General features: G+C 62.4%; 20 protein-coding genes and 4 pseudogenes. 10 read left to right on the top strand and 14 right to left on the bottom strand.

Going from position 1 to position 24,992, the window contains the following annotated elements:
- The 12 genes and pseudogenes from trbL to BMG07_RS29695 form a co-directional block, all read right to left on the bottom strand.
- Positions 1-1,191, bottom strand: a 1,191-nt coding sequence (trbL, locus tag BMG07_RS29750; protein ID WP_269759542.1) for a P-type conjugative transfer protein TrbL, incomplete at its 3' end; no start/stop codon positions are given.
- Between the two features lie 10 nt (positions 1,192-1,201).
- Positions 1,202-1,966 carry a P-type conjugative transfer protein TrbJ gene (trbJ, locus tag BMG07_RS29740; protein ID WP_198087556.1) on the bottom strand — a complete coding sequence of 255 codons (765 nt, stop codon included), beginning with the start codon at positions 1,964-1,966 and terminating at the stop codon, positions 1,202-1,204.
- Positions 1,963-4,461, bottom strand: coding sequence for a conjugal transfer protein TrbE (gene trbE, locus BMG07_RS29735; protein WP_198087555.1), 2,499 nt, complete (start codon positions 4,459-4,461; stop codon positions 1,963-1,965). Before trbE ends, trbJ begins: the two co-directional genes overlap by 4 nt.
- A gap of 30 nt (positions 4,462-4,491) precedes the next feature.
- The gene (locus tag BMG07_RS29730) at positions 4,492-4,776 is read right to left on the bottom strand and encodes a VirB3 family type IV secretion system protein (RefSeq protein WP_198087554.1); all 285 of its coding nucleotides are present in this window, start codon (positions 4,774-4,776) and stop codon (positions 4,492-4,494) included.
- Positions 4,773-5,105: a TrbC/VirB2 family protein gene (locus tag BMG07_RS29725; RefSeq protein ID WP_198087553.1), complete on the bottom strand. Its 333-nt coding sequence runs from the start codon at positions 5,103-5,105 to the stop codon at positions 4,773-4,775. Before BMG07_RS29725 ends, BMG07_RS29730 begins: the two co-directional genes overlap by 4 nt.
- A pseudogene (gene trbB, locus BMG07_RS29720) lies at positions 5,102-6,156 on the bottom strand (P-type conjugative transfer ATPase TrbB). The gene BMG07_RS29725 and the pseudogene trbB overlap by 4 nt, the downstream one beginning before the upstream one ends.
- On the bottom strand, positions 6,140-6,607 hold the full coding sequence (locus BMG07_RS29715) for a CopG family transcriptional regulator (RefSeq protein WP_198087552.1): 468 nt from the start codon (positions 6,605-6,607) through the stop codon (positions 6,140-6,142). Before BMG07_RS29715 ends, trbB begins: the two are co-directional and overlap by 17 nt.
- Positions 6,604-8,603 (bottom strand): annotated as a pseudogene (locus tag BMG07_RS29710) (conjugal transfer protein TraG). The gene BMG07_RS29715 and the pseudogene BMG07_RS29710 overlap by 4 nt, the downstream one beginning before the upstream one ends.
- Before the next feature lie 267 nt (positions 8,604-8,870).
- Positions 8,871-9,431 carry a LysR family substrate-binding domain-containing protein gene (locus BMG07_RS43100; protein ID WP_307867122.1) on the bottom strand — a complete coding sequence of 187 codons (561 nt, stop codon included), beginning with the start codon at positions 9,429-9,431 and terminating at the stop codon, positions 8,871-8,873.
- A 200-nt stretch (positions 9,432-9,631) separates the two neighbouring features.
- A pseudogene (locus BMG07_RS43095) lies at positions 9,632-9,757 on the bottom strand (LysR family transcriptional regulator); the annotation flags it as partial.
- 86 nt (positions 9,758-9,843) lie between these two features.
- On the bottom strand, positions 9,844-10,776 hold the full coding sequence (locus BMG07_RS29700; RefSeq protein WP_198087551.1) for an electron transfer flavoprotein subunit alpha/FixB family protein: 933 nt from the start codon (positions 10,774-10,776) through the stop codon (positions 9,844-9,846).
- Positions 10,777-11,526 (bottom strand): electron transfer flavoprotein subunit beta/FixA family protein, encoded by a 750-nt coding sequence (locus BMG07_RS29695; protein WP_198087550.1) that lies wholly within the window; start codon positions 11,524-11,526, stop codon positions 10,777-10,779.
- 332 nt (positions 11,527-11,858) lie between these two features.
- On the opposite strand from BMG07_RS29695, the gene BMG07_RS29690 reads away from it, so the two are divergent.
- The 10 genes and pseudogenes from BMG07_RS29690 (at position 11,859) to BMG07_RS29645 (ending at position 21,986) form a co-directional block, all read left to right on the top strand.
- Complete coding sequence (locus BMG07_RS29690; protein WP_198087549.1) at positions 11,859-13,016, top strand: CaiB/BaiF CoA-transferase family protein; 1,158 nt, start codon at positions 11,859-11,861, stop codon at positions 13,014-13,016.
- 50 nt (positions 13,017-13,066) lie between these two features.
- Positions 13,067-14,062 (top strand): tripartite tricarboxylate transporter substrate binding protein, encoded by a 996-nt coding sequence (locus BMG07_RS29685; RefSeq protein ID WP_198087548.1) that lies wholly within the window; start codon positions 13,067-13,069, stop codon positions 14,060-14,062.
- A gap of 6 nt (positions 14,063-14,068) precedes the next feature.
- The gene (locus BMG07_RS29680; RefSeq protein ID WP_198087547.1) at positions 14,069-15,172 is read left to right on the top strand and encodes a CaiB/BaiF CoA-transferase family protein; all 1,104 of its coding nucleotides are present in this window, start codon (positions 14,069-14,071) and stop codon (positions 15,170-15,172) included.
- A gap of 26 nt (positions 15,173-15,198) precedes the next feature.
- A complete protein-coding gene (locus BMG07_RS29675) occupies positions 15,199-16,338 on the top strand; it encodes an acyl-CoA dehydrogenase family protein (RefSeq protein WP_198087546.1) in 1,140 nt (379 codons plus the stop codon).
- Positions 16,335-17,438: an acyl-CoA dehydrogenase family protein gene (locus tag BMG07_RS29670; RefSeq protein ID WP_198087545.1), complete on the top strand. Its 1,104-nt coding sequence runs from the start codon at positions 16,335-16,337 to the stop codon at positions 17,436-17,438. The genes BMG07_RS29675 and BMG07_RS29670 overlap by 4 nt, the downstream gene beginning before the upstream one ends.
- On the top strand, positions 17,435-18,265 hold the full coding sequence (locus BMG07_RS29665) for an enoyl-CoA hydratase/isomerase family protein (protein ID WP_198087544.1): 831 nt from the start codon (positions 17,435-17,437) through the stop codon (positions 18,263-18,265). Before BMG07_RS29670 ends, BMG07_RS29665 begins: the two co-directional genes overlap by 4 nt.
- Positions 18,258-19,124 (top strand): MaoC/PaaZ C-terminal domain-containing protein, encoded by an 867-nt coding sequence (locus tag BMG07_RS29660; protein ID WP_198087543.1) that lies wholly within the window; start codon positions 18,258-18,260, stop codon positions 19,122-19,124. Before BMG07_RS29665 ends, BMG07_RS29660 begins: the two co-directional genes overlap by 8 nt.
- An 11-nt stretch (positions 19,125-19,135) precedes the next feature.
- Positions 19,136-19,881: pseudogene (gene fabG, locus BMG07_RS45135) on the top strand (3-oxoacyl-ACP reductase FabG).
- Positions 19,882-19,900: 19 nt separating this feature from the next.
- The gene (locus BMG07_RS29650) at positions 19,901-21,151 is read left to right on the top strand and encodes a thiolase family protein (RefSeq protein ID WP_198087542.1); all 1,251 of its coding nucleotides are present in this window, start codon (positions 19,901-19,903) and stop codon (positions 21,149-21,151) included.
- A gap of 16 nt (positions 21,152-21,167) precedes the next feature.
- Positions 21,168-21,986, top strand: a complete 819-nt coding sequence (locus BMG07_RS29645) for an IclR family transcriptional regulator (RefSeq protein ID WP_198087541.1) — start codon at positions 21,168-21,170, stop codon at positions 21,984-21,986.
- Between the two features lie 493 nt (positions 21,987-22,479).
- Here BMG07_RS29645 and BMG07_RS29640 read toward each other — a convergent pair whose 3' ends face one another.
- Together BMG07_RS29640 and BMG07_RS29635 are read right to left on the bottom strand one after the other, a co-directional pair.
- Positions 22,480-23,445, bottom strand: a complete 966-nt coding sequence (locus tag BMG07_RS29640) for a tripartite tricarboxylate transporter substrate binding protein (protein WP_198087540.1) — start codon at positions 23,443-23,445, stop codon at positions 22,480-22,482.
- A gap of 110 nt (positions 23,446-23,555) precedes the next feature.
- Positions 23,556-24,992: NAD-dependent succinate-semialdehyde dehydrogenase (locus tag BMG07_RS29635; protein WP_198087539.1), on the bottom strand; the 1,437-nt coding region annotated here is incomplete at its 5' end.

Genomic DNA, 24,992 nt, shown 5'->3' with positions numbered 1-24,992 from the left:
CGCGCCACCAGCCACCGCCAGGCCCGCTGCACCCACGGCCGTCCCCGCCGCAGCGCCGGCACCGAGCTGCGGCGCGCCCGATACCAGCCCCGTCGCGATCCCCGGCCCGAAGATCCCCAACCCCAGCATCGCGAGCGCTGCCAACATAATCGTCAGCGCATGGTCGATGGACGGCTCGGCCCCTGGCGGTGTTCGGAACTCCGCAAAGAGGCCGGTGCCGATCCCCACGATCACGGCCAGCACCAACACCTTGATGCCCGACGACACCACATTGCCCAGCACCTTCTCGGCCAGGAACGCGGTCTTGTTCCAGAGGGCAAAGGGCACGAGCACGAAGCCCGCCAGCGTCGTCAGCTTGAACTCGATCAAGGTGACGAAGAGCTGCACCGCGAGCACGAAGAAGCTCGCGATCAGCACCAGCCAGGCCAGGAACAGCACCGCGATGGTGTCCAGATGGGCGAAGGTTTCGGGAAAGCCCGTCATCTCGCCGATCTGCTCCATGATCGGGCGGCCCGCCTCGATGCCGACATGCGCGAGCCGGCCGGGCTGCAGGAACTGCGCCTGCGTCAGTCCGGAGCCCGATGCCACCAGGCCAAGCCCCGCGAACGAGCGGAACAGGACCCCGGCCAGCTGGTTGAAGTTGCCGATGATGAAAGCGAACGCTCCCACATAGAGCACCTTCCTGATCAGCCGGGCGATCACGTCGTCGCCCTGCCCCGTCGCATGGCTCATCGCCCAGAACAGCCCGGCCAGCGTCATGTCGATCACGACCAGCGTGGCCGTGAGGAAGGCCACCTCGCCGTGTAGCAGTCCGAAGCCCGAATCGATGTAGCGCGAAAAGACGTCGAGGAAGCGATCGATGACCGCGACATCGTTCATCGCGTCAGTCCTTGCGCCCGCGCCAATCGGCGATGAGGCCGGCGAGGCCGGTGGAGGGACCGGATCGTTCGCATAGGACGATGGGCCGTGGCTCATGAAGCGCTGGCGCGTGGCCTCGGCCACGGCTTGGCACTGCGCGTCGCCCATCCGGGCATGGTCGGCCTTGCACTCTGCACGCAGATCCTTCAGCCGCTCGGGATTCGCGACCAGGGATTCGACGGACTCGATGCCGGGCCGGGAAGGCTCGGACTTGCCGCAGCCCGCGAGCACCAGGACGGCGATGGCCGTCGTGATGAGGAGCAGGTTCTTCATGGACGTCCCCTCAGTTGCCATAGAAATTCACGCTGTACGGCGTGTACGGTGTGCCGCTGCCCGTGAAGCGGCGGCGCACCTCACGCGCACGCTCCTGCACCGCCACCTGCCGCGCCTGCTCCAGCGCCGCGGCGCGGTCCTGCGTGATCTGCAGTTGCTGCGCCTGGATGGCCTGGCGCGACTGCAGCGCCAGCAACTGGTTGGTCGCCTGCATCGCCTGCAAGGCCCCCGTCGCCGACTGGCTGCGGTTCACGAGATCGGTCAGCGCCCGCTCGTCGAAGGCGAAGTTCTGCATCGCCTGCGACTGCACCTGGGTGGCGGTGCGCAGGGCCTCCAGCGAATTGCGCCAGCGCTGCCGCGCATCGCCGGCCATCTGCGCACCGGACATCGCCGCCGAAAACGATTCGGGATAGAGCCGCTTGAACTCCTCTTCCATGCGCGAGACGTTGAAGGCGAGCCCCTGCGCCTGCTGGATCAGGTGATTGGTCGCCGCCAGCGTCGACCTGAGCTCGGACAGCGCACTGAAGTCCAGGCCCTGAAGGTTCCTCGCCTGGTTGCGCAGCATCTGCGCCTCGTTCTGCAGCTGCTCGACCTGGTTGTTGATCTGCTCTAGCGCGCGGGCCGCCGTCAGCATGTTCTGGATGAAATTGGACGCATCGAACACGGTGTCGCCGACGCCGAAGATGGCATGCGCCGGCGGGGCCACACCGAAAGCGATCGCACTGACCGCGACCAGCGCGGCGATCCGGGGTTTGAAGGAAGACGGGAGGTTCATGGCATTGGCTCCTGCGGGGTTGAGGAAAGAGATGGAGATGCAGATGGAAACGACGGAATGAGGTCGGCGGCCCAGCCGAGCCCGCGGTGACGCAGCCAGGCGGCCGCGAAGACCGAAGGCATCCGCGCGAACGGCGACGCCACCACCGAGGCCTGCACGCGATCGATCTCGCGCTGATCCTCGGGCGAAGCTGCGCCCGCAAACGCCAGCGCCACCGGTCCGAGCCCGAGCTCGAAGACCCGATTGCCCAGGCGCGACTGGTAGTAGTAGTCGCGCTTGGGCTGCGCCGTGGCAACGATCTCGATCTGCCGGCGGTTGAGCCCGAAGCCCTCGTAGATCACGCGGATCTGCGGCTCGGTGGCCTGCGGGTTCGGCAGGAAGATCCGGCTCGCGCAGCTCTCCACGATGGCCGGCGCGATGCTCGAGTTCTGAATGTCGGCCAGGCTCTGCGTAGCGAAGATCACCGAAACGTTCTTCTTGCGCAGCGTCTTGAGCCACTGGCGGATGCGCGCGGCGAACACTGGGTCGTCGAGAAACAGCCAAGCCTCGTCGAGGATCAGTAGGGTCGGCGCGCCATCGAAGCGCTCGTCGAAGCGCGCGAACAGGTACCCGAGGACGGCGAGCACGGCCGCCTTGCTGTGCATCAGCTCCTCCATCTCGAAGCACTGGATGGAGGACGCCCCCAGCCGGTCCTGGTCCGCATCCAGCAGCCGTCCGTGCGCACCGCCGAGCACGTAGGGTGCCAGCGCCTGGCGCAGGGCATTCGACTGCAGCAGCACCGCGAGGCCCGTCATCGTGCGCTGCTCGGGCGGCACGCTCGCGAGGCTGGCCAATGCGGACCACACCATCTCCCGCTCGGCCGGCCCGACCTCGAGGCCTTCCTGGCGAACCCGCCCTTCCACCCACTCCGCCGCCCAGGTGCGGTAGCTGTCCTGGTCGATGCGCGCGAGCGGCTGGAAGGCGATTTCGCCATCCGAACCGAGGTCGTAGTGCTCGCCGCCGAGCCCCAGGATCGTGGCGCGCAACGAGCGCCCCATGTCGAAGGCCAGGATGCGCGAGCCGGGATAGCGGCGGAACTGCATCGCGAGCGTGGCGAGCAGCACCGACTTGCCCATGCCGGTCGGCCCAACCAGGAGCGTGTGCCCGACGTCGCCAATGTGCGTGACCAGCCGGAACGGGGTGGCGCCATCGGTGCGCGTGACGATCAGTGGCGGGCCGCCGATATGCGCATTGCGCTCGGGGCCTGCCCACACGGTCGACACCGGCATCATGTGCGCGAGGTTCAACGTCGAGACGATGGGCTGGCGCACGTTGGCGTAGGCATGCCCCGGGATCGACGACAGCCAGGCCTCGACCGCGTTGAGCGTCTCGGGGATCGTGACGAAGCCGCGGCCCTGGATCGCGCGTTCGACCGCGCGCAGCTTCTCGTCGGCCGCCGCGGCGTCGGCGTCGAGCACCGTCACGGTGGCGGTCACATAACCAAAGGCCACCTGGTCGCTGCCGAGTTCCTGCAGCGCCGCATCGGCATCCGCCGCCTTGTTCGAGGCGTCCGAGTCGACCAGCGCGCTCTCCTGCTGGAAGATGGTCTCGCGCAGCAGGGCCGCGATGTTCTTGCGCTTGGCGAACCACTGGCGACGCAGGCGCACGAGTTCTCTCTCGGCCTCGGCCTTGTCCAGGCACAAGAAACGCGTGCTCCAGCGGTAGGCGAAGCCCAGGCGGTTCAGGTCGTCGAGCAGGCCCGGCCACGTCGAGGTCGGGAAGCCGCGCACCGACAGCACGCGCAGATGCAGTCTTCCGAGCATCGGCGCCAGCCCGCCCGTCAGCGGCTCGTCGGTTAGCAGCGCATCGAGGTGCATCGGCATTTCGGGTACCGCGACGGGCTGCCGGCGCGTGGACACGCAGTCGTGCAGGTGGGTCAGCGTCTGCGCATCGTCGAGCCACTCGATCTCGGGCATCACGCCTTCGAGCAGGCCGAGGAAGCGCTCGGTTTCGGAGACGAAGGTCTCCAGCCGCCCCTTCCAATCCGACCCGTCCGACGCACCCGATCCATCCTGGACGCCGGTCCCAGCGTATTCATAGAGCAGCCCCGCGGCGCGCGCCTTCGACTCCTCGGGCGGCAGGTACAGCAAGGTCAGGTGGTAACGGCTCTCGAAATGACTGGCGTCCTCTTCGAAGGCGGCGCGGCGCTCCTCGTCGACCAGCCAGGACAGCGCCTCTGGGAAGATCGACTCGGGATAGCCGGCCGCCTCGCGCCGCTCCGCCTCCACGAACAGCGCCCAACCTGAGCCGAGCCGGCGCAGCGCGTTGTTCAACCGTGCCGATGTGGCGACGAGCTCGCCCTGCGTGGCGCTGTCCAGGTCCGGCCCGCGGAATCGCGCCGTCCGTTGAAATGAGCCGTCCTTGTTGAGCACGACCCCGGGCGCGACCAGTCCGGCCCACGGCAGCCAGTCGGCCAGCAGCGCCGGGCGCTTGCGGTATTCGGCGAGATTCAGCATGGTGCCTCCCCTGCTCGCTTCATGCGTCCACTAGACATCGAGAATCGGCCGCTGCTTGATGTGCCGCGCGAAGACCTGCATGAACTGCGGGTCCAGGCGCGCGCCCCAGACGGCCAGCGCGTGCCCGACGATCCAGAGCGCGACGCCGGGCAGCCAGAGCTGAAGCCCCAGGCCGACGGCAGCGGCCAGCGTGCCGTTGGCAATCGCCACCGCGCGCGGCGCGCCGCCCAGCAGGATCGGCTCGGTGAGCGACCTGTGCAGCGGGATCTCGAAACCGGGCGCGACACCCGTTGAGAAAGCAGTCGACTCACTCATGCCAGCACCGCCCCGCCCGAGAAGCTGAAGAAGGTCAGGAAGAAGCTGGACGCGGCGAATGCGATCGACAGGCCGAACACGATCTGGATCAGCCTGCGGAAGCCGCCGCTGGTGTCGCCGAAGGCCAGCGTCAGGCCGGTCACGATGATGATGATCACCGCGACGATCTTGGCCACGGGGCCCTGGATCGAGTCGAGGATCGACTGCAGCGGTGCTTCCCAGGGCATGTTCGAGCCGGCCGCTCGCGCGGGCAGCGCGGCGGCCAGCAGGAGCGTTGTCGCTACAGCCGCGTGCAGCAGCGGCTTTGCGGAAAGACGTGAAATCGTCATGACGGTTCTCCAGAAGACGGCGGGGTTGAAGGGGCAGGACGAGATGAAGAGAGCAACGGGAAACCAGGCACCGCCGAGGTGTCGAGCTGGTAGCCCTCGCTGTCGTGGCCGATGACACGCGCGATCTCGCGCACCCGCCGGGCGCGGCCGCGCCCGGCGATGAAGACGATGACGTGGACCGCTTCGGCGATCAGCGCCCGCGGCACGGTCACGGACACTTCCTGCACCAGTTGCTCCAGCCGCGTGAGGGCGCCCAGCGCGGAGCCGGCATGCACCGTGGCGATGCCACCCGGGTGCCCGGTGCCCCAGGCCTTGAGCAGGTCCAGCGCCTCGACGCCACGCACCTCGCCAACCACGATGCGGTCGGGCCGCAGCCGCAGGGTGGCGCGCACCAGGTCGGCCATCGTGGTCACGCCCGGCTCAGTGCGTAGGCTCACGTGGTCGTCCGAGCGGCATTGGAGCTCCACCGTGTCTTCGAGGATCAGCACCCGGTCGCGCGTCTCGGCGATCTCGTCGAGCAGCGCGTTAGCCAAGGTCGTCTTGCCCGTGCTGGTGCCGCCCGCCACCACGATGTTCAGGCGCTCGCGCACCGCCTGCCGCAGGAACCCCGCCTGGTCCCCCGTCAGGATCCCGTCCGCCACGTACTGCGCCAGGCTCATGATGCGCAGCGCCCGCTTGCGGATCGCGAACGAGGGTGCACGCACCACCGGCGGCAGCACGCCCAGAAAACGCTCGCCGGTCTCGGGCAGTTCGGCCGAGAGGATCGGCGTACCGGCATGCACCTCGGCGCGGACGTGGGTGGCGACGAGGCGGATGATGCGTTCGGCCACGGCGCCGGCAGCGCCACGCCGGTCGGCGCACGGCCGGTGCCGAGCCGATCCACCCACAACGAGCCATCCGGGTTGAGCAGCACCTCCACGACTTCCGGATCCGCAAGAGCCGCCGCGATCTCCGGCCCCATGGCCGTGCGCAGCATGCGGATGCGCCGGGCCACGGCGTTGTCCGCGGCGCCTGGCGACGACCCCGAAGAACGATCAGACGGCTGGACCATCAGTGGCCTCCTCTGTTTCTCCCTCTGCTTGCAACGGCGCCGCTTCGGGCTCGATCTCTTCATGGACCTCCCGCACCAGGCTGCGCCCGCGCTGCAGGTGCCGCCCGAGCTGCTCGACGAACTGCACATAGCGGGCCCGCCCCTGGGCCCGTGCGGCATCCTGCTGGCCTTCGGGCACCGGGATCGAGACGGTAAGGAAGTAGCGGACGTACAGTGCCACCGTTTCGATCAGGATGTTCTGGTCGCGTTCCAGCCGGTCGAACTGGCGCGAGAGCCGGTCCAGGCGTTTGGCGATCGCCGCCTCGCGCTGGTCGCCGCCATCGGGTGACAGGAACGAAGCCAGCGCAGCCGCGATCACGGCCGACTTCGACACGCCCTTGTGCACCGCCAGCCGATCCAGCCGTTTGGCGTGCTCTGGCTCGATGAAAATATTCAGGCGGGTCCGGCTCATAGCGCGATCCCGTCGTCTGGGTCCAGTGCGGCGAGGCGCGCGGAACGCGTGAGCTGACGGTCCACATCCCGCGGTCGCAGGGGCACATCGTCCTCATCATCGAGCACCAGCAGGCCGTCGTTTTCCGGCTGTGCCGGCGTGTCGCGCGCGACCTCCAGTTCGGGCTTGAGTTGGTAGCCGCCCTCGTCGGCAAAGCCATCCGCATCGGCTGACGACAAAGGCTCGGGAGCGAGCAGCGGCGCCAGTCCGCTCCAATCGTCCGGCCGTGTCGCAGGACGATCCGCGTAAAAGCCCGCAGCCAGCGCCGGTGGTGCCAGCACACGCCGCGTGAAGTTGCAGTCCTGGTAGTAGCGCAGCTTCCTTGCCTTGATCGGTGGATGGCCCGAGACCATCACCACCGCGTCGTCGGGTGGCAGCTGCATCACCTCGCCCGGCGTCAGCAGCGGCCGCGCCGTCTCCTGGCGCGAGACCATCAGATGGCCCAGCCACGGCGCGAGCCGGTGCCCCGCGTAGTTGCGCTGCGCTCGCAACTCGGTGGCCGTTCCCAGCGCCTCCGAGATGCGCTTGGCCGTGCGCTCGTCGTTGGTGCCGAATGCGATGCGCACATGGCAGTTGTCGAGGATCGAGTGGTTCGGACCGTAAGCCTTGTCGATCTGGTTCAGGGACTGCGCGATCAGGAAGGCACGCAGGTCGTAGCCGGCCATGAACGCCAACGCCGACTCAAAAAGTCCAGCCGTCCCAGCGCCGGGAACTCGTCGAGCATCAGCAATAACTTGTGGAGGCGCGCGATGCCGTCGGACCCGTCGAGCGATTCGGTGAGGCGCCGGCCGATCTGGTTGAGGATCAGGCGGATCAGCGGCTTGGTGCGGCTGATGTCCGAGGGCGGCACCACGAGATACAGTGAGACCGGATACTCTGCCGCAATCAGGTCGGCGATGCGCCAGTCGCAGCGCGAGGTGACTTCAGCCACCGTCGGGTCGCGATACAGCCCCAAGAAGGACATGGCCGTGGACAGCACCCCGGAGCGCTCGTTGTCACTCTTGTTAAGCACCTCACGGGCGGCCGAGGCAACGACCGGATGGACTTCCTGGCCCAGGTGCCGTGTCGTCATCATCCGGTGCAACGTGACCTCGAAGGGGCATGCCGGATCGGACAGGAAGTTGGCCACGCCGCGCAGCGTCTTGTCCTCGCCGGCGTAGAGCACGTGGAGGATCGTGCCGACCAGCAGCGCATGACTGGTCTTCTCCCAGTGGTTCCGGCGCTCGAGTGCGCCTTCGGGGTCCACCAAGATGTCCGCGATGTTCTGCACATCACGCACCTCGTGCGCGCCGCGGCGCACCTCGAGCAGCGGGTTGTAGGCGGCCGAACGCGCGTCGGTCGGGTTGAACAGCAGGCAGTGCGAGAAACGCGCACGCCAGCCGGCCGTGAGATTCCAGTTCTCGCCCTTGATGTCGTGAATGACCACGGAACCCGGCCACGAAAGCAATGTCGGCACGACCATGCCCACACCCTTCCCGGATCGCGTGGGCGCGAAAGCCATCACATGTTCCGGCCCGTCATGACGCAGATAGGCGCCGCTCGTGCCCGATGTCCTACCGAGAAACACGCCCGCCGGCCTTGTCAGGCCGGCCTTGGCGATCTCGTCACATTCCGCCCAGCGTGCCGATCCATAGGTCGTAACGCGCCCCGTTACCCGCGAGCGCCACACTGCCATGCTGATGGCGCCCCCTGTAGCGAGCATCCCGCTCGATGCCGCGATCGTCCCACCACGCAGGAAGATGCCAGGTGCATAGGCATCGAACCAGTACCACCACTCGAAAAGACTCCAGGGCGCGTAGACGGGCACGCCCCAAAGTTCGGACCAAGGAATTCCGAGCCGTGGCGAATAACCGAGTGCGTGCGCCGTCCACTGCGTAGCCGCCCACAAGCCACCCGTCGTGACGCTCACCACTACAACAATCTGTCCGAACAGGATGCCGTTCGCTCCCCTCGGCATAGGTCACCTCCGCGTTCATTACTGCGCGCATACCGAAGAAGCGGCACCGCACTCTGAAGTCTGGATTGGAAGTGCCGCCGCGCACACCCACGTAAGCGTGGCGCGGCGTACTTGGTCGGGTGTGTTGTTGTGGCTTTAAGCCTGTCGACGGCCAAGTGCGGAGGATCGCGGCCTATCAGGCGGCCGATAGCATTTCAAAGGACCGGAGCTTTGTCCAACGCCGTTGGCGTGAGGCAGGGTCGCGCCAAACGCGGCGCGCCTTAGGCATCAATGCGGCGTCTTGGCACGCGCCACAAATCGTTGCAGCGCGTCACGCAACTCGTGGCTTTGAGGCTTGTGCAGCACGTAGGTGATGACGTGTATGTCCTCGGTCAGAGGTACAACTACGACGTCGGTTCGGCGCAGGGTTTCCATGTGACCGGCATCGGCGACCCCGACCCCCAGACCAGCGGCCACGCGTGTGATATAGCCCGCCAGGGTCCGGGCCTCGCCGGCGATGACGGGGCTCGCCGCGTACTTCCGACGCACAGCATCCATTTGATTGCGCAGTCCCGGTAAGCGGTCGCGGTGAGAGGCGATCATGGGGAATGCAAGGAGTTCAGAGATCGGCAGGACATTGCGTCCTGCCAGTTCGTGACCAGGCGGAAGCAATGCCACCAACGGATAGGACCAAGCCGCTTCCTGGACAACGGCATCGTCGCGCGGCACGCCAAAGGAGAACCCGACATCCACTTCCTCGCGCCGCAGCGCGGCCAGCAGTTCGACCGCGCGCATCTCCGCAATGTCGAGCGGGATGTTGCTGCCGACGCCCGCCAGTTTGCGAAGCACTCTGAAAGCTTGGGTTGGGCGATTCCGTCGGCGACGCCGATGCGAAGGGGCGCCCGGTAGCGAGCATCGGTTTCTCGCACGACGCGCTTGGTGCGCTCCAAACGTATAAGAAGCCCACGTGCATGGTTGAGCAACTTGATCCCGGCCGGGGTGAGTTGGAGCCTACGCGGGGCGCGAATGAAGAGTGTCACTCCCAGGCGCTCCTCCAAGTCTCGAATGGTGCGTGACAAAGGTGTCTGGTCGATGTGGACACGCTCTGCCGCCTTCCGAAAGTTGAGCTCTTCGGCAACGGCAATGAAGCAGCGGAGATGGCGAAACTCAATCATTCAGATCGTGCTCGTACAGTTCGCCGTTTACTGAATATTTTCAAATGCAGCGCCAAAGCCGACTAAAACGCGTCTAGATTGCCCACTCAAACAGACACAACCAGTTCCGGCACGGCCGCGAACAGGTCGGCTTCCAGGCTGTAGTCGGCCACGCTGAAGATCGGTGCCTCAGGGTCCTTGTTGATCGCCACGATTACCTTGGAGTCCTTCATCCCGGCCAAGTGCTGGATCGCGCCCGAGATACCGGCTGCGATGTACAACTGCGGCGCCACGATCTTGCCTGTCTGGCCCACTTGCCAGTCGTTGGGGGCGAAACCGGCGTCCACCGCAGCGCGGCTGGCACCCAGGGCGGCCCCCAGCTTGTCGGCCAGCGGGGCCATCACTTCGTCGAACTTTTCCTTGCTGCCCAGCGCCCGGCCTCCTGAGACGATGATCTTGGCGGCAGTCAGTTCGGGGCGATCGCTCTTAGCGATTTGCCTACCCACGAACTGGCTCTTGCCTTCGTCGGCCGCGGCGGCTGCGGTCTCGACGGCAGCAGAGCCTCCGGTGGCGGCTGCAGCATCAAAGCCGGTGGTGCGCACGGTGATGATCTTCACCCTGTCGGCACTTTGCACAGTCGCAATCGCGTTGCCGGCGTAGATGGGGCGTTCAAAGGTGTCAGCAGCGATCACCTTGATGATGTCACTGATCTGGGCCACGTCCAGTTTGGCCGCTACGCGGGGTGCCACGTTCTTACCACTGGCAGTCGCCGGGAACAGGATGTGGCTGTAGTTGGCAGCGATGGCCAGCACTTGGGCGGCCACGTTTTCAGCCAGTCCGTGTTCCAGTCCAGGCGCATCGGCGTGGATGACCTTGGCGACATCGGCGATCTGAGCAGCCGCTTGTGCGGCGCCACCGGCGTTGTGGCCTGGTATCAGCACGTGCACGTCGCCACCGCATGCGACGGCGGCAGTCACGGTGTTCAGGGTGGCGCCCTTGAGGGACGCATTGTCGTGTTCAGCAACGACGAGTACCGGCATTTAGATCACCTTCGCTTCATTCTTGAGTTTCTCGACCAGAGCGGCCACATCGGCCACCTTGATGCCTGCTCCGCGCTTGGCGGGTTCGGTCACTTTGAGGGTCTTCAGACGCGGGAGCACGTCCACACCGAGGTCTTCGGGCTTGACGGTGTCGAGCTGCCTTTTCTTAGCCTTCATGATGTTGGGCAAGGTGACGTAGCGGGGCTCGTTCAGGCGCAGGTCGGTGGTGATGACGGCCGGCAGCGTCAAAGCAAGAGTTTCCAGCCCGCCATCCACTTCGCGGGTCACGCTAACCTTGTCGGCCGAGAGTTCGACTTTGCTGGCAAACGTGGCTTGGGGCAGGTCGGCCAAGGCGGCGAGCATCTGGCCGGTCTGGTTGGCGTCGTCGTCGATGGCTTGCTTGCCCAGAATGATGAGGGAGGGCTGCTCCTTGTCCACCAGGGCCTTGAGCAGTTTGGCCACGGCCAGCGGCTGTAGTTCGACGTTGGTTTCCACTAGGATGCCGCGGTCCGCGCCGATGGCCATGGCAGTGCGCAGGGTTTCCTGGCAATGCACCGCTCCACAGCTGACGGCGATGACCTCGGTCACCAAGCCCTTTTCCTTCAAACGCACGGCCTCTTCGACGGCAATTTCGTCAAAGGGATTCATGCTCATCTTTACGTTGGCGATGTCCACACCGGTGTTGTCCGATTTCACTCGGACTTTCACGTTGTAGTCCACCACACGTTTGACAGGGACCAAAATTCTCACAGAGATCTCTCCAAAAGGAAATCTTCAACGGACGAAATGCACGCGACAGGCGCGCTCAGGAACGGAAGGAGAAGGAAGCGCTCCTCCATGCGATCGCAAGGATGACCAGTCCGGAGGAGCTGCATCACTCCACTTCAAACTTTAGCCCCGCTCCGCATAGTCAAAGCTTCTTGAGAGTGCTTGCACAGCGGTTGTGCGCGGACACAGCTCCTTGACGCATTGGCAAAGTATGTCCTCGCGCAGTCATTTCAGCGAGTCGAGAAGTATTTTATGTTTCGAATACTGAAACACCCCCCTTCCACAAACCAAGGGAGGGCCGATAGACTTTTTGCATGAACTCAGAAACGACTCATGCGCAGATTGACGGCCCCCTGCACGGCCTCAAGATCGTTGACCTTACGACGGTTTTGAGTGGGCCGTACACAACTCAAATTCTTGCTGATCTTGGGGCTGAAGTGCTGAAGATCGAAGGGCCGACGGGAGATGCGATGCGCTCCAACGGTGTATTGCGGACACCGGGATTTGGTCACATCTTTCTTGCTTCCAATCGGAACAAGAAGTCCATTCAGCTTGACCTCAAACAGGAAGAAGAAAAAAGCAAACTCAAGCTGCTCTTGAAGGACGCCGACGTATTCATTCACAACATGCGCCTAGCCGCGATCGACCGTCTGGGGCTTTCATATTCGACGATCGCAGCAATCAATCCGCGCATCATCTATTGCTCGATCACCGGCTATGGATCGAACGGACCCCATGGCGGAAGGCCGGCGTTTGATGACGTTATTCAGGCGGCAAGTGGCCTCGTCGACATCAACTCCGGCAGCGGCGGTCCGTCGTATGTGAAGACCGTCATCGCTGACAAGGTCGCGGGTCTTATGGCGGCCAATGCCGTACTGGCGGCTCTTCACTGTCGATCGGAACATGGGATCGCCCAAGAGGTTGAAGTGCCGATGCTCGAGACAATGACCGCCTTCAATCTGGTGGAACACATGGGAGGACTGACCTACCCGGATCGTGAAGAACCGCCGGGCTACAAGCGACTGCTTGAGGGCGGTCGCCGTGTTATTCACACACGAGATGGAGCCCTTTGCATCATGCCCTACGGCCCTAAGCAATGGGAATCCATCCTCTGCCGGCTTGGGCAACAGGGCGAATTTGAGAAGCTGGAAATTGGCTCCCGCGCCGATGTCAGCCGCAAGATTGGTGCGCTGAACGATCTACTGGAAGGTTTGGGGCCAACAATGTCGAGCCAAAAATGGCAGGCCCTGTGTGATGAGCTCGATATTGCGTGCGGAAAGATCAATCCGCTGCGCGAGATTCTCGACGACGAGCATCTTTCAGCCGTAGGTTTGTTCCAGACCTCTGTGCATCCTGTCGTCGGGCCGGTCGTCCAGGTTCGGCATCCGGTGATCTACAGCAAGACACCTGCGACGTTGCGACATCCAGCCCCCTCACTCGGCGAACACAACGATTTTTTACCTACCGAGTGAAAAATAACTCAACTGAAAGAGACAAGCCGCAGACATGCGGCGATTGAGCCATGAAGAAGACCTACTGCACTTTGATGTCCCGGCGATCAGCACTCCTGTGCGGTGTTGTTGGCGTTGCGGCAATGCTTCCGAGCCTCGCTTTGTCACAGGATGGCTTTCCCTTGAAACCCATCAAGTTCTATGTCCCGTTCGGCGCCGGGAGTTCGAGCGACATCACAGCGCGTGTCTACGCGAAGGTGATTGGCGATCTGACGGGCCAATCGGTCATCGTTGAAAACAGGAGTGGAGGCGACGGAATCATCGGCGCCAGGGCGGTCCTGGGTGAACCTGCGGATGGCTACTCCATTCTGTTTGCCAGCAATACAGTTCTAAGTACGAATGCTGCGGTGCGCAAGAGTCTTCCTTACGATCCCCTCAAGGATTTCGAGCCCATCTCGGTACTTGAGGTGAGCTATGCGGCGCTCGCCGTTCCCGCGTCGTCCAAGTTCAGGACGTTCGACGACCTTGTCCAGTTCGCGGCAAAAAATCCTGGCGTACTTAACCACGGCGCTGGATCGCCAACATACACCCTATGGAGTGAATGGCTGATGAGACTCCTCGGCGTCAAGGTCACAAACATCCCCTACAAAGATTCAGGCGAAGCAGCTCGAGCGATCGCCGGAGGAGAGGTGGATTTTGCAGTCACCGCGGTCAATCCACTCCTGCCACTAGTTGATAGCGGTCGCGTTCGGATTCTCCTGTTCACCGGGGAAAAGCGACATCCGCAATTGCCGAACGTCCCCACCGTCAAGGAAGTGGGACCGAAGGGCTACGAAGCTCTCATCTACAACGCGGTCGCGGTGCGTGCAGGAACACCGAAACTAGTTCGCGATCGGATCGTCGATCTCTTTAGGCGTGCGAGCAGTACGGATCTGGTCAAGGAGCGCATCAAAGCACAGGGCCACTCCACATTCTTCTCAGGCCCCGACGAGATGCACAAATTCCAGGTGGCCGAAATTGCCCGATGGAAGAAGCTTGTTTCTGAGGCCGGTCTCAAGTTCGAGTAGGCAATCATGTCAGTGCTAAACGGAATCCGCATCGTCGAGTTTGCCGGCATAGGACCGAGTGCAATGGCCGCCACAGTGTTGGCGGACATGGGTGCCAAGGTGCTGCGAATTGATCGCCCCGGAGCAGCGCCACGGGGAGTTCCCAAAGGGGCGGTCCGATTCAACCCTCTTCGGCGCAATCGCTACGACGTAGCGTTGGATCTGAAATCGGTAAAGGACATGTCGCGCGCCAAAGAATTGACGGCCTCCGCCGACGCGCTGATCGAGGGCTTTCGGCCCGGTGTGATGGAAAAGCTGGGCCTGGATCCCGATGAATGCCTTCGCCACAACCCTACCCTCGTATATACGCGTGTAACTGGCTGGGGGCAACAGGGTCCGCTTGCAGAAAGAGTCGGGCATGACATCTCCTACCTCGCGCGCACGGGCGTGCTGGACGCAATAGGGCGACATGGGCACCCCCCAACAGTGCCGGTAACACTGGTAGGCGACATGGGCGGCGGAGGGATGTTCGCAGTCGCCGGCATCCTTGCTGCGCTCTTGGAGTCCCGGCGATCTGGCCAAGGTCAAGTCGTCGATGTCTCGATCGTAGACGCTGTATCCAGCCTCTCCATGTCGATCCATGGCAGACGCGCGTCCGGGGATTGGCGAACCGACCGCGGAACCAACTACCTCGATTCCGGCGCCCCGTTCTACGACACATATCCCTGCGCCGATGGGAAGTATGTGGCCATCGGTGCGATCGAACGCAGGTTCTTCGACAACCTGATGAGTCTGTTGGATCTGACGTTCCGCCCAGCGGACGATCATTTCGACCGGCGGCATTGGCCTAGCCTGCGCGCGGCTTTCGCCTCCCGATTTATGGAGAAGCCACGTGACGCTTGGGCGGCACTCTTCGCCACTAGCGACTGCTGCGCCGAACCGGTGCTCTCATTCGACGAGACAAGGAGTGATCCGCAACTGGTGGCAAGGAAAACGTTCACGGACGTGGACGGCGTATGTCAGCCATCCCCGGCGATCCGGTTCAGCAGGACGCCCTGTGTGTCTCCGCAAGCACCGAAGGTTGCGGAAGCAGACATGAACGAATCACAGATATCCAACTGGCTGGCCTAAAGCGAGCTCTATACGAATCCACTGATATGACCCCAATGCAAATACGATTAGGCGAGATGCCGCCCGAATGCGAGGTCCTGCGCCAGGAGGTGCGCGCCTTCCTGCGCGATACCCTCGAAGGCTTCCCCGTCGCCGAGCGCGCTAAAAGCTGGCAGAACAATAGCCGTGAATTCAGCCGTAAGCTCGGTGCCCGTGGTTGGCTTGGGATGACGTGGCCCAAGCAGTTTGGCGGCCAAGGCCGCAGCCCGCTCGAGCGCTACGTCGTCATCGAGGAGTTGCTCGCCGCTGGGGCTCCCGTTGGTTACCACTGGATTTCGGAGCGCCAAAGCGGGCCGCTATTGATACGCTACGCGCCCGACACCCTCGCGCCCAAGCTGGTGCCACTCATCGCCAAAGGCGAACTTGGCTTCTGCGCAGGGCTCAGCGAGCCTGACTCCGGATCTGATCTGGCATCTATTCGCACCAAGGCCAAGAAGGTTGCCGGTGGGTGGGAGATCACTGGACGGAAAGTTTGGACCTCTCGGGCCCATGACTGCGAATACATGATCGCATTGGTACGTACCGGGGAAAAGAGCGAAGATCGACACGCAGGCCTGTCTCAGTTCCTTGTCGACATCAAACTTCCGGGGCTCGAGGTACACCCCATCCGAACACAACTCGGAACGCACACCTTCAACGAGGTGGTGCTCGACGCCGTTTTTGTACCCGATGAGTGCTTAATTGGCGTCGAAGGCCAGGGGTGGGCGCAGGTGCTCAACGAGCTCAAGCACGAGCGATCGGGGCCAGAGCGCTTTCTGAGCAGCACGCAGCTCTTCCAACAAATGATCAAGCTCACCGATCTCCGGCGCGAGTCGCAGACCGAGATTGTCGGGCGCATCTTTTCGAAGTATCTGGCTCTTCGGAGCATGTCACAGGGTATCGCGCTGATGATGGCCAGCGGCGAGGACCCGGCCGTCCAGGCATCACTGATCAAGGATCAGGGTGCGGTGATGGAACAGTCCATTCCCCAGTTGGCATCCGACTACTTCGCGGAGCACGGCCGCACTGACCCTGCATTTGTTGAAGCGATCGACTATTTGACAGTGGCAGCACCGTCATTCTCCCTCCGCGGCGGTACCCGAGAAATTCTGCGCGGAATTATTGCACGAGGCTTGGGCTTGAGATGAACGACTCCATCATTGAAGACAGTATTGTTCGATTCTTTTCCAAGGCATTCGATACCTTGGACTGCATCAACGCTGAGAAGACTGGCCAACTGCCGACACAGTGGGATCAGGCCTCCGAGAACGGGTTTGCCAACCTCCTGTCGCCGGAATCGAATGGCGGCGCCGGCATCAGTTGGTCCGAGGCCATGCCGCTGTTCTGGGGGTTGGGCTATTACCGCGTGCCGTTGCCGCTTGCGGAAACCGTCATCGCGAACTTCCTGATCAATAGCGCCGGACATGAAGTGAAGACGTCCAGACCTATTGCGTTGGCGGATGAGGTGATGGCAGCAGGGCTGCGAGTCGTCGATTCGGCAAGCACCGTGGTGGCTAGTGGGACACTGACCCACGTGCACTGGGCGCGCGCCGCCGACAAGCTTCTGGTTGGCTTGCCTGACGGGCGCATGGGAGTATGGAATCTGAAGTCACCGGGATGCAGCGTTGTAGAGCGTGTCGACGTGACCAAGCTTCCTAGCGACACGGTGGTGCTTGAAAGTGCACGCGCCGAACTGGTGTTCGACGATCCCCTCTCGTCCGTTGCGTTGCCCGTTCGACACCTGGGCGCATTGGCTCGTTCTGCAATGATCGTCGGTGCGGCAGAGTTCGCGCTTGAAGATTCGGTGCAGTACGCCTTGGACCGCGTGCAGTTCGGCCGACCGATCGGCAGGAACCAAGCCATTCAGCAGCAACTGGCACAGATGGCCGGCCAAGTCGCCGTGGCGCGCCATGCGACCTCGCTGGCCTTCCAGCATGCTTCATCGTGGAGTTCGCCTGAACAGGACGGTGACGCGCTGAGCGCCGGCTGTGCCAAGGTGCTTGCAGGGGAAGCGGCGGACATCGCCGCCACTGTGGCACATCAGGTCCATGGCGCGATCGGTTTTACCTACGAACACGTCCTTAACTTTGCAACGCGGCGCCTATGGGCCTGGCGCGAGGACCACGGAACCTCGAGTTGGTGGTCGCATCGCATCGGCAGCCAAGTGGCCAGTGCAGGCGCCGAGGACTTCTGGCCGGCGATGACTCGCCCGAGCCTCTATGTCGGTCTGGGGGGAACATCATCATGACGGCAGCATCTAGCGAGAGTGCGGATGTGTTGGCAGCGGACGCCATCCTGGTCAAACTGGAGGGTTCTGTTGCCACGATAGAACTGAATCGACCGCCGCACAATTTTTTCGACTTGGCCATGGTCGAGTTGCTGGCGGACGCGCTAGACCGCCTAGAAGCCGATTCGCAATGCCGGGTGGTCATCCTGGCGGCCGGAGGAAAGTCCTTCTGCGCAGGGGCCGACTTCAACAGCCGGCCTGATTCCGACCGAATCCGGAACCCGAACAAGACGTTGCCGGTGTACCAGGAAGGAATCCGCCTGATGCGCTTCGCCAAACCTCTTGTTGCGGCTATCCACGGCCCCTGCGTGGGAGGCGGCCTCGGGCTGGCCATGTGCGCTGACTTCCGGGTCGCCGCGCCGGAGGCCAGGTTCTCGGCAAACTTCAATCGCATTGGGGTGCACCCCGGTTTCGGCCTTTCCTTCACCCTGCCGAGGGTGCTCGGCCCACAGCATGCTGCGCGCCTGCTCTACACGGGACAGCGCATTGATGCGGCGGAAGCCCATCGAATCGGACTGGTCGATGTGCTGGCGACGCCTGGTCAGTGCCGCGAGGAAGCCGCGGCCCTGGCGCACGAGATCGCGCTTTCGTCGCCCTGGGCCGTGCAATCGACCCGCGCCACCTTGCGAGCAGGGTTGGTCGAGGGATTCCGCCAAGCCGTCGCACGCGAAAGCGAAGTGCAGGCTTATCAGATGCGCTCGCCCGATTTCAAGGAAGGCGTGCGGGCCATGACGGAGCGGCGGGTCCCGCGCTTCGAGGACCGTCCCAAGGAGGTGGGTCGTGATTGATCCTGAACGTCTGCTTCGCCATCCAATTCCGGAGATCCGGCAGAAGTATTCCCGGAAGGACACGATGCTTTACGCCCTGGGCTTGGGTCTTGGGCGTCGCAGTTCCCCTTCCCATGCGCAGGAGATGCGTTACGTCTATGAGAAGGAGCTCAGCGCGCTGCCCACCATGGGCCTCGTTCTCGGCTACCCAGGCCTGTGGATGGGAGATTCAGCCACCGGCATCGACGTGAAGAGAATGCTTCACGGCGCGCAGGTGGTCCGCTTGTCCAAGCCCCTGCCGGTCGAGGGTGAAGTTGTCAGCACATCCGCTGTGATTTCCGTCGTCGACAAGGGACCAGGGCGCGACGCCGTCGTGGTCACTCGCCGCCGCGTGGTGGACACCAGAAGGGACGAGCTTTTGTGCGAACTCGACGTCGTCTCCGTGCTTCGGGGACAAGGCGGCTTCGGCGGCTCGCCCTCCGGCGCCCCAACCTTCGCCGCCATTCCAGAGCGGTCGCCTGATCTGGTGGATCACTGGGATCTGGATGAGCGGGCGGCGCTGATCTATCGGCTCAGCGGCGACTTCAATCCACTGCATGTGGATGAGGCGCTGGCCCAGTCGGTTGGCTTCGCCCAGCCGATTCTTCACGGCCTGTGCACGCTGGGCTCAGCGGTCTGCAGCGCGTCGCGAGCAGCGCTCGGCTTCGAAGCCGAGCGGATTCGTATGGTAGCCGCACGATTCACAGCGCCGACCTATCCGGGGCAGCGTCTGCGTACGGAGATCTGGCGGGCTGAGGGTGAACTGCTTTTTCGCTGCCACACCGAGGGCGAAGGCGCGGCCTGCGTGCTCGACAACGGCAGCATTTCTCTGACTAGTTGAATGGAGCTGACATGGATTTTGGTTTGAATGGACTGGTGGTGATGGTCACCGGAGGGGGAAGCGGGATCGGCGCTGAAGCGGCTCGGTCGTTTGCATCCCAGGGCGCAAAGGTTGCCGTCGTGGATCGCAATATCGCTGGCGCCAATGCCGTCCGAGATGCCATCGTGGCTGCTGGTGGGCAAGCTCGCGCCTACGAGACGGACGTGACCGACGAAGCGTCCGTGCAAGAAACGGTGTCGAACATCCAGCGTGATCTGGGGTCGGTCAGCGTCTTGGTGAATAACGCAGGCTTCACGCGAGACATGAAAATCCTGCGGATGACATTGGCCGATTGGAGCAGCGTCATCGACGTCATTCTCAAGGGCGCATTCTTGTGCTCTCGGGCTGTGCTGCGGCCATGGTGGAAGCCGGGTACGGGCGGATCGTCAACATCTCTTCGCGAGCGCATCTGGGCAATCCCGGCCAAGCCAACTATTCGTCGGCCAAGGCCGGGATCATTGGCTTTACCCGCGCACTGTCGTTGGAATACGGCAAGAACAACATCACCGTGAACGCAGTTGCGCCCGGGATCATCAACACGGCGGCAGTAGTCAACCTCCCACACTACGGAAAAATCAAGGAAGCCGCAGAAAGGACCACCCCGATCCCTCGTATCGGCGAAACGGAAGATGTGGCCAATGCCATCGTGTTTCTGGGGTCCAGGCTGGCCTCCTACATCACAGGCGAGACATTGCACGTGACCGGCGGCCGGTATTGAGATCAAGAAGGAAGAAAAGATGTCCAACGTATATGTAATTGGTGCCGGGATGACCCGTCTCGGCAAACACCTCGAACGCAGCGTGAAAGACTTGTCGCGCGAGGCCGTCGACGCAGCCCTGGCCGATGCGGGGCTGAACAAGGAATCCGTGCAGGCTGCGTGGTTCTGCAACACGCGCCAAGGCGCGCTGGAAGGGCAACATGGCGTGCGCGGCCAAGCATCCTTGCGCGCCTATGGGCTGCAAGGCATCCCGATCTTCAACACGGACAATGCCTGTGCCAGCTCCAGTTCGGGCCTGTTCCAAGCTTTTGCTGCAGTTAAAGCAGGCCTGTTCGACGTAGCACTGGTGGTTGGAGCCGAAAAGATGAATTTTCCGGAGAAGCGAGAGGCTATGTTCGAGGCCTTCAAGGGAAGTTGGGATCGCGATCTCGCCGATGAACATCTGGCGCACCTTTTGGCGCTGGGCCAGGACGTCCTGCCCCCTGACTCAGCTGAGGCTGGGCCTGCCGAGCGCTCGGTGTTCATGGACATTTACTCTGCCCAGGCGCGCTTTCACATGAAGACGTTTGGCACGACGGTGGAGCAGATTGCCCATGTAGCCGCGAAGAACCACTGGCATTCGCAGTGGAATCCTTTTGCACAGTACCGGCACTCGATGACCGTGGAAGAAGTGCTCGCTGACAAGATGATTGCATGGCCGATCACGCGATCCATGTGCGCGCCAATGACGGACGGGGCATGTGCCCTAGTGGTGGCGTCGGACAGCTTTGTTCGGCAACAAGGCATTTCGGGACGTGCTGTTCGCATCCGCGGCATGGGGGTAAGCAGCAGTTCGGATCGCGATGCGCAGGAAGTTTCGCGCCATCTGACCCGCGTGGCTGCTTTCCGTGCATACGAAATGGCCGCTGCTGGCCCCGGCGACATCTCGGTCGCCGAACTGCATGACGCCTCTGCAATTGCCGAGATCCTGCACACGGAAAACTGCGGGTTCTGCGAGTACGGTGAAGGTGGACCTCTGGTGGCAAGTGGTGCAACGCGTCTGGGCGGCAAACTGCCGATCAACGTCTCAGGTGGACTTCATTCGAAGGGGCATCCAATTGGCGCCACCGGCGCCATTCAGGTTCACGACCTCGTGCGTCAGTTGCGTGGTGAGGCGGGTGATAGCCAGGTGCAGGATGCGCGGCTGGGCCTAGCCGAGAACGGTGGTGGATTTCACGGGCTCGAAGAAGCTGCCTGTGTAGTGACCATCCTTGAGGCACCGCAGCGCTGATCAGCAACTGGGCGGGATGATGCGCAAGAGTCGTCGGCTGAGCCGCGAGACTGGCGAATTCGTCCGGGTAACCCCGGGGAGTCAGTCCCTGGAGCGTGGAATACAGCTTCTGCGCGCCTTTCTCGAGGGTGCGCCAAGCCTATCCAACTCCGAGTTGACGGCACGGACGCATTTGCCGAAGGCAACGATAAGCCGCCTTAGCAGGTCGCTCGTCGACGCAGGAATGCTTGAATTCGACCCTGCCGAGGAAGCCTATCGGCTAGCGCCTTCCTGCTTGAGCTTTGGGCGGGCATTCCAGTTTAGCCGGTCCGAACTCGGAACCGTGAATGGCCTGCTCAAAGCCTTCGCCCGTGAGAACCAGCTGAACGTCGGGCTTTCAGCGCCCGACCACGCGCACATGGTTTACATCACCACGTTTCGAGAAGGACGCGGCGCTCAGACGCGCACTGTGACATCCGGACTGCGGCTTCCCATGGCGACCTGCTCCCCAGGTATTGCTTATTTGGCCAATGCGAGTCCGCAGAAGCGGATAGCGCTGTACTCCACCCTGGAAAAATACCACGGGTCGGATTGGCCCCAGGTTCGATCGGCGCTGGATGAAGAAATATTGAACACGACGAGGCGCGGATACGGCCAGGCAAATTCCATGTTCGGAAACGCCGGCATTGGCGCTGCCGTCGCGGGCCCCCGAGGCACCACATATGCGGTCAGCGCAAGCTATCTAGCATCCATTGGGTTGCCATCTGAACTCACCGTGGAAAGCCTGGGCCACAAAGTGGTAGTCCTGGCCAGCGAAATGCAGGCTGTCTGGAATGGCTCTACCGGTATTTCTTAAGAGAGCGCTGTCGATGCTGATCGCAAGGCCTATGCTGGAGTAAGTGCAGTGATCCCAGAGGGTTATTCCGCCGGGCGAATTGCTGATCGCCGACATCTTCTTTCACGGTCATCAACCCTTGAACGATAACCGCGCCAAGAATCTAGTGCGCGCATCTGCTCGCATTTAGGTTCCTCGAAAAACTCACTCCCGCCACGCAGCCCCTCCGTCAACCGCATGGTCGCAAGCTTCGGTATGACGGCACTACGGCATAAGAACGATGTCGCTCAATCGCGTCTGCGTTCGGCAGGTTGACGGTTGCCTAGACCAATGCTTATCGGCCGCCATATTCAGCTTCTTAGGTCGGCTCATTAGAAAATGAGCGACCCCCTCACCTCTCTCAGTCGATGAATGTGGGTGGTTAACTTGTCGCAGATAACCGGCAATGAGCTGCCAATAGGAAATATGGTGCGACACCCTGCGCATTTTCCAGAGAGGATGGGGAATCTTTTTTCTACTGGATCTTGATATTGAGCTTGCGAACGATGCTGCCAAGTGATGCTTGACTTTTCAAGAATGTGTCGCGGAATTGCTCCGGACTCTGGGGGTCTGGAATCAGCCCGCGCTCCAGCAGTTCCTTGTGGACGGTGGGTTCGGAGACGACCTGTTTGATAACGGCGGATAGAGATCGCACGATGTCTGGCGGCGTACCTTTTGGTGCCACAAGTCCATGCCAGGTGTACATGTCAAACCCTGGGTATCCGCTCTCGGCCACCGTCGGAACGTCCGGAAGATACGGAAGGCGATCTTTGGTTGTTACCAAGAGAGCCTTCAATCTGCCGGATCGAATATAGGGCAAGGCAACGGTCGGGTCAGAAAAGTAGATATCGATTTGCCCGCCCAACAAATTTTGAACTGCGGGTGCGGCTCCCTGAAATGGGATATGAGTAGGCCGAACTCCAACTCGATCAGCAAACGCTTCCATGATCAAGTGATTAGCACCGCCTTGCCCATAGCTACCATAGTTAATTTTCTCACCTTCCTTCTTCATGTAGGCAATCATGCTGGCTGCATCCGTCACCGGAAGATTGGGGCGAACAAGCAGGATGAAGGGAACACGTGCGATCTGCGCAATGAAATCTATGTCCCGCTCCGCAGAATATGGAAGATTCGGATAAAGGCTCGTATTGGACGCAATTTGCTCAACCGTGTGCATCACGGTGTAGCCGTCCTTTGGCGAGGAGAGCAAGACCTGTGTCGCAATCACCGTGTTTCCACCGGCCCGATTGTCCACCACGATGCTTTGCTTCATGATTTCCGCGGTCCGGTGAGCAACCAACCGCGCAATGTTGTCGGCGCCCCCGCCCGCAGGATATGGAACGAGCCAACGGATCGGCCGCGAGGGATAGTCTTGCGCGGAGGCAAGAGGGCCGCCAAACAGGAAAGCCGAGGCCACCAAGGCAATAGAAAGGATGCGCATTTATGTCTCCAAATAATAAGTGGATCCGAACGCGAGAACCAGCACTACCGCAGAGCAGTAGTTGCCTACGAGCCGGCACTCGTCGAGGGTATGGGATGCGGGCGGCGTGATCAGTTGTGCATGCCGCCCAGGCATACGTACTTGACCTCCAGATAATCCTCCAGACCCTGGTGAGATCCCTCACGCCCCATACCGGACTCCTTGATACCGCCAAACGGCACAGCTTCATTGGCCATCAGCCCGACATTCACGCCAACCATGCCTGCTTCCAAGGCCTCCGCCACGCGCCAAATGCGCGCAATGTCGCGGCTGTAGAAGTACGCAGCCAAGCCGAACTCGGTATCGTTGGCAGCCGCAATCAACTCCCGCTCGTCGCTGAAGCGAAACAGCGGGGCCAATGGACCAAACGTTTCATCGCGCGCCAGTTTCATGCTGGCGGTGGCACCGGACAGCACGGTAGGCTGGAAAAATGAGCCGCCAAGCGCATGCCGAGCGCCGCCGACGAGAACTTTCGCCCCGAGCTCCACGGCATCTGCGATGTGCTCCTCAACCTTCTGTACAGCGCGCACGTCTATAACAGGTCCGAGCGTTACACCCGGTTCGACACCGTTGCCCAGCTTCAGCGCCGATACCTTCGCGACGAATTTGCGGGCGAATTCGTCGTACACGCTATCGTGAACGTAGAAGCGGTTGGCGCCGACACACGCTTGGCCCGCGTTTCTAAACTTCGATGCCATCGCGCCTTCGACAGCCGCATCGATGTCGGCATCCTCGAACACGATGAATGGTGCGTTGCCGCCGAGTTCAAGCGCCATCTTCTTGATCGTGCTGGAGCACTGCGCCATGAGCTTTCGCCCGACGCCGGTCGATCCGGTGAAGGACAGCTTGCGCACGATCGGATTCGTCGTCAATTCCTGCCCGATCGGCTCTGCCGTGCCCGTCACCACGCTGAACACCCCGGCCGGGATACCTGCACGTGCGGCCAGTTCTGCCAATGCAAGTGCCGAGAACGGCGTATTGCTTGCAGGTCGAACCACCATCGTGCATCCTGCGGCGAGTGCCGCCGAAACCTTTCGCGTGATTATTGTGTTCGGAAAGTTCCAGGGTGTGATCGCCGCGCAGACACCGATCGGCTGCTTGATCACAATGATGCGTCGGTCAGCCGAAGGGGTCGGGATGGTATCGCCGTAAGCGCGCCGCGCTTCCTCTGCGAACCATTCGATGAAGGCCGCGCCGCTGACCACTTCAGACAGAGCTTCGGGCAGAGGCTTGCCTTGTTCGGAAGTCAGCAGTAGCGCCAGATCATCCTTGTTCTCAATGATGAGGTCGAACCACTTTCGCAGCAACCGGCCACGCTCTTTCGCAAGCATGGCCCTCCAAGCTGGCAGCGCCGCATCGGCAGCGTGGATGGCGCGCCGTGTCTCTTCGGATCCCATATCCGGAACGGTCCCGACACTCTCTCCCGTTGCCGGGTTGCGAACGGTGATCGTGCGGCGGCTGTTCGCAACAATCCACTCACCGCCGACATAGCACTGCTCGCGAAGCAG

Origin of the sequence: Variovorax sp. E3, assembly GCF_016082275.1 — a bacterium.
Taxonomy (GTDB): domain Bacteria; phylum Pseudomonadota; class Gammaproteobacteria; order Burkholderiales; family Burkholderiaceae_C; genus Variovorax.
This window is presented reverse-complemented; position numbering and strand designations above follow the sequence as displayed.

Excerpts from the sequence above, each read along its gene's own strand:
- BMG07_RS29685 (WP_198087548.1), top strand. The coding sequence starts at position 13,067 with ATGAAGAAGACCTACTGCACTTTGATGTCCCGGCGATCAGCACTCCTG.
- BMG07_RS29670 (WP_198087545.1), top strand. The coding sequence starts at position 16,335 with ATGAACGACTCCATCATTGAAGACAGTATTGTTCGATTCTTTTCCAAG.
- BMG07_RS29640 (WP_198087540.1), bottom strand. The coding sequence starts at position 23,445 with ATGCGCATCCTTTCTATTGCCTTGGTGGCCTCGGCTTTCCTGTTTGGC.
- BMG07_RS29715 (WP_198087552.1), bottom strand. The coding sequence starts at position 6,607 with ATGAGCCGGACCCGCCTGAATATTTTCATCGAGCCAGAGCACGCCAAA.
- BMG07_RS29645 (WP_198087541.1), top strand. The coding sequence starts at position 21,168 with ATGATGCGCAAGAGTCGTCGGCTGAGCCGCGAGACTGGCGAATTCGTC.
- BMG07_RS29680 (WP_198087547.1), top strand. The coding sequence starts at position 14,069 with ATGTCAGTGCTAAACGGAATCCGCATCGTCGAGTTTGCCGGCATAGGA.
- trbJ (WP_198087556.1), bottom strand. The coding sequence starts at position 1,966 with ATGAACCTCCCGTCTTCCTTCAAACCCCGGATCGCCGCGCTGGTCGCG.
- trbE (WP_198087555.1), bottom strand. The coding sequence starts at position 4,461 with ATGCTGAATCTCGCCGAATACCGCAAGCGCCCGGCGCTGCTGGCCGAC.
- BMG07_RS29675 (WP_198087546.1), top strand. The coding sequence starts at position 15,199 with ATGACCCCAATGCAAATACGATTAGGCGAGATGCCGCCCGAATGCGAG.
- BMG07_RS29665 (WP_198087544.1), top strand. The coding sequence starts at position 17,435 with ATGACGGCAGCATCTAGCGAGAGTGCGGATGTGTTGGCAGCGGACGCC.
- BMG07_RS29650 (WP_198087542.1), top strand. The coding sequence starts at position 19,901 with ATGTCCAACGTATATGTAATTGGTGCCGGGATGACCCGTCTCGGCAAA.
- BMG07_RS29700 (WP_198087551.1), bottom strand. The coding sequence starts at position 10,776 with ATGCCGGTACTCGTCGTTGCTGAACACGACAATGCGTCCCTCAAGGGC.
- BMG07_RS29690 (WP_198087549.1), top strand. The coding sequence starts at position 11,859 with ATGAACTCAGAAACGACTCATGCGCAGATTGACGGCCCCCTGCACGGC.
- BMG07_RS29725 (WP_198087553.1), bottom strand. The coding sequence starts at position 5,105 with ATGACGATTTCACGTCTTTCCGCAAAGCCGCTGCTGCACGCGGCTGTA.
- BMG07_RS29730 (WP_198087554.1), bottom strand. The coding sequence starts at position 4,776 with ATGAGTGAGTCGACTGCTTTCTCAACGGGTGTCGCGCCCGGTTTCGAG.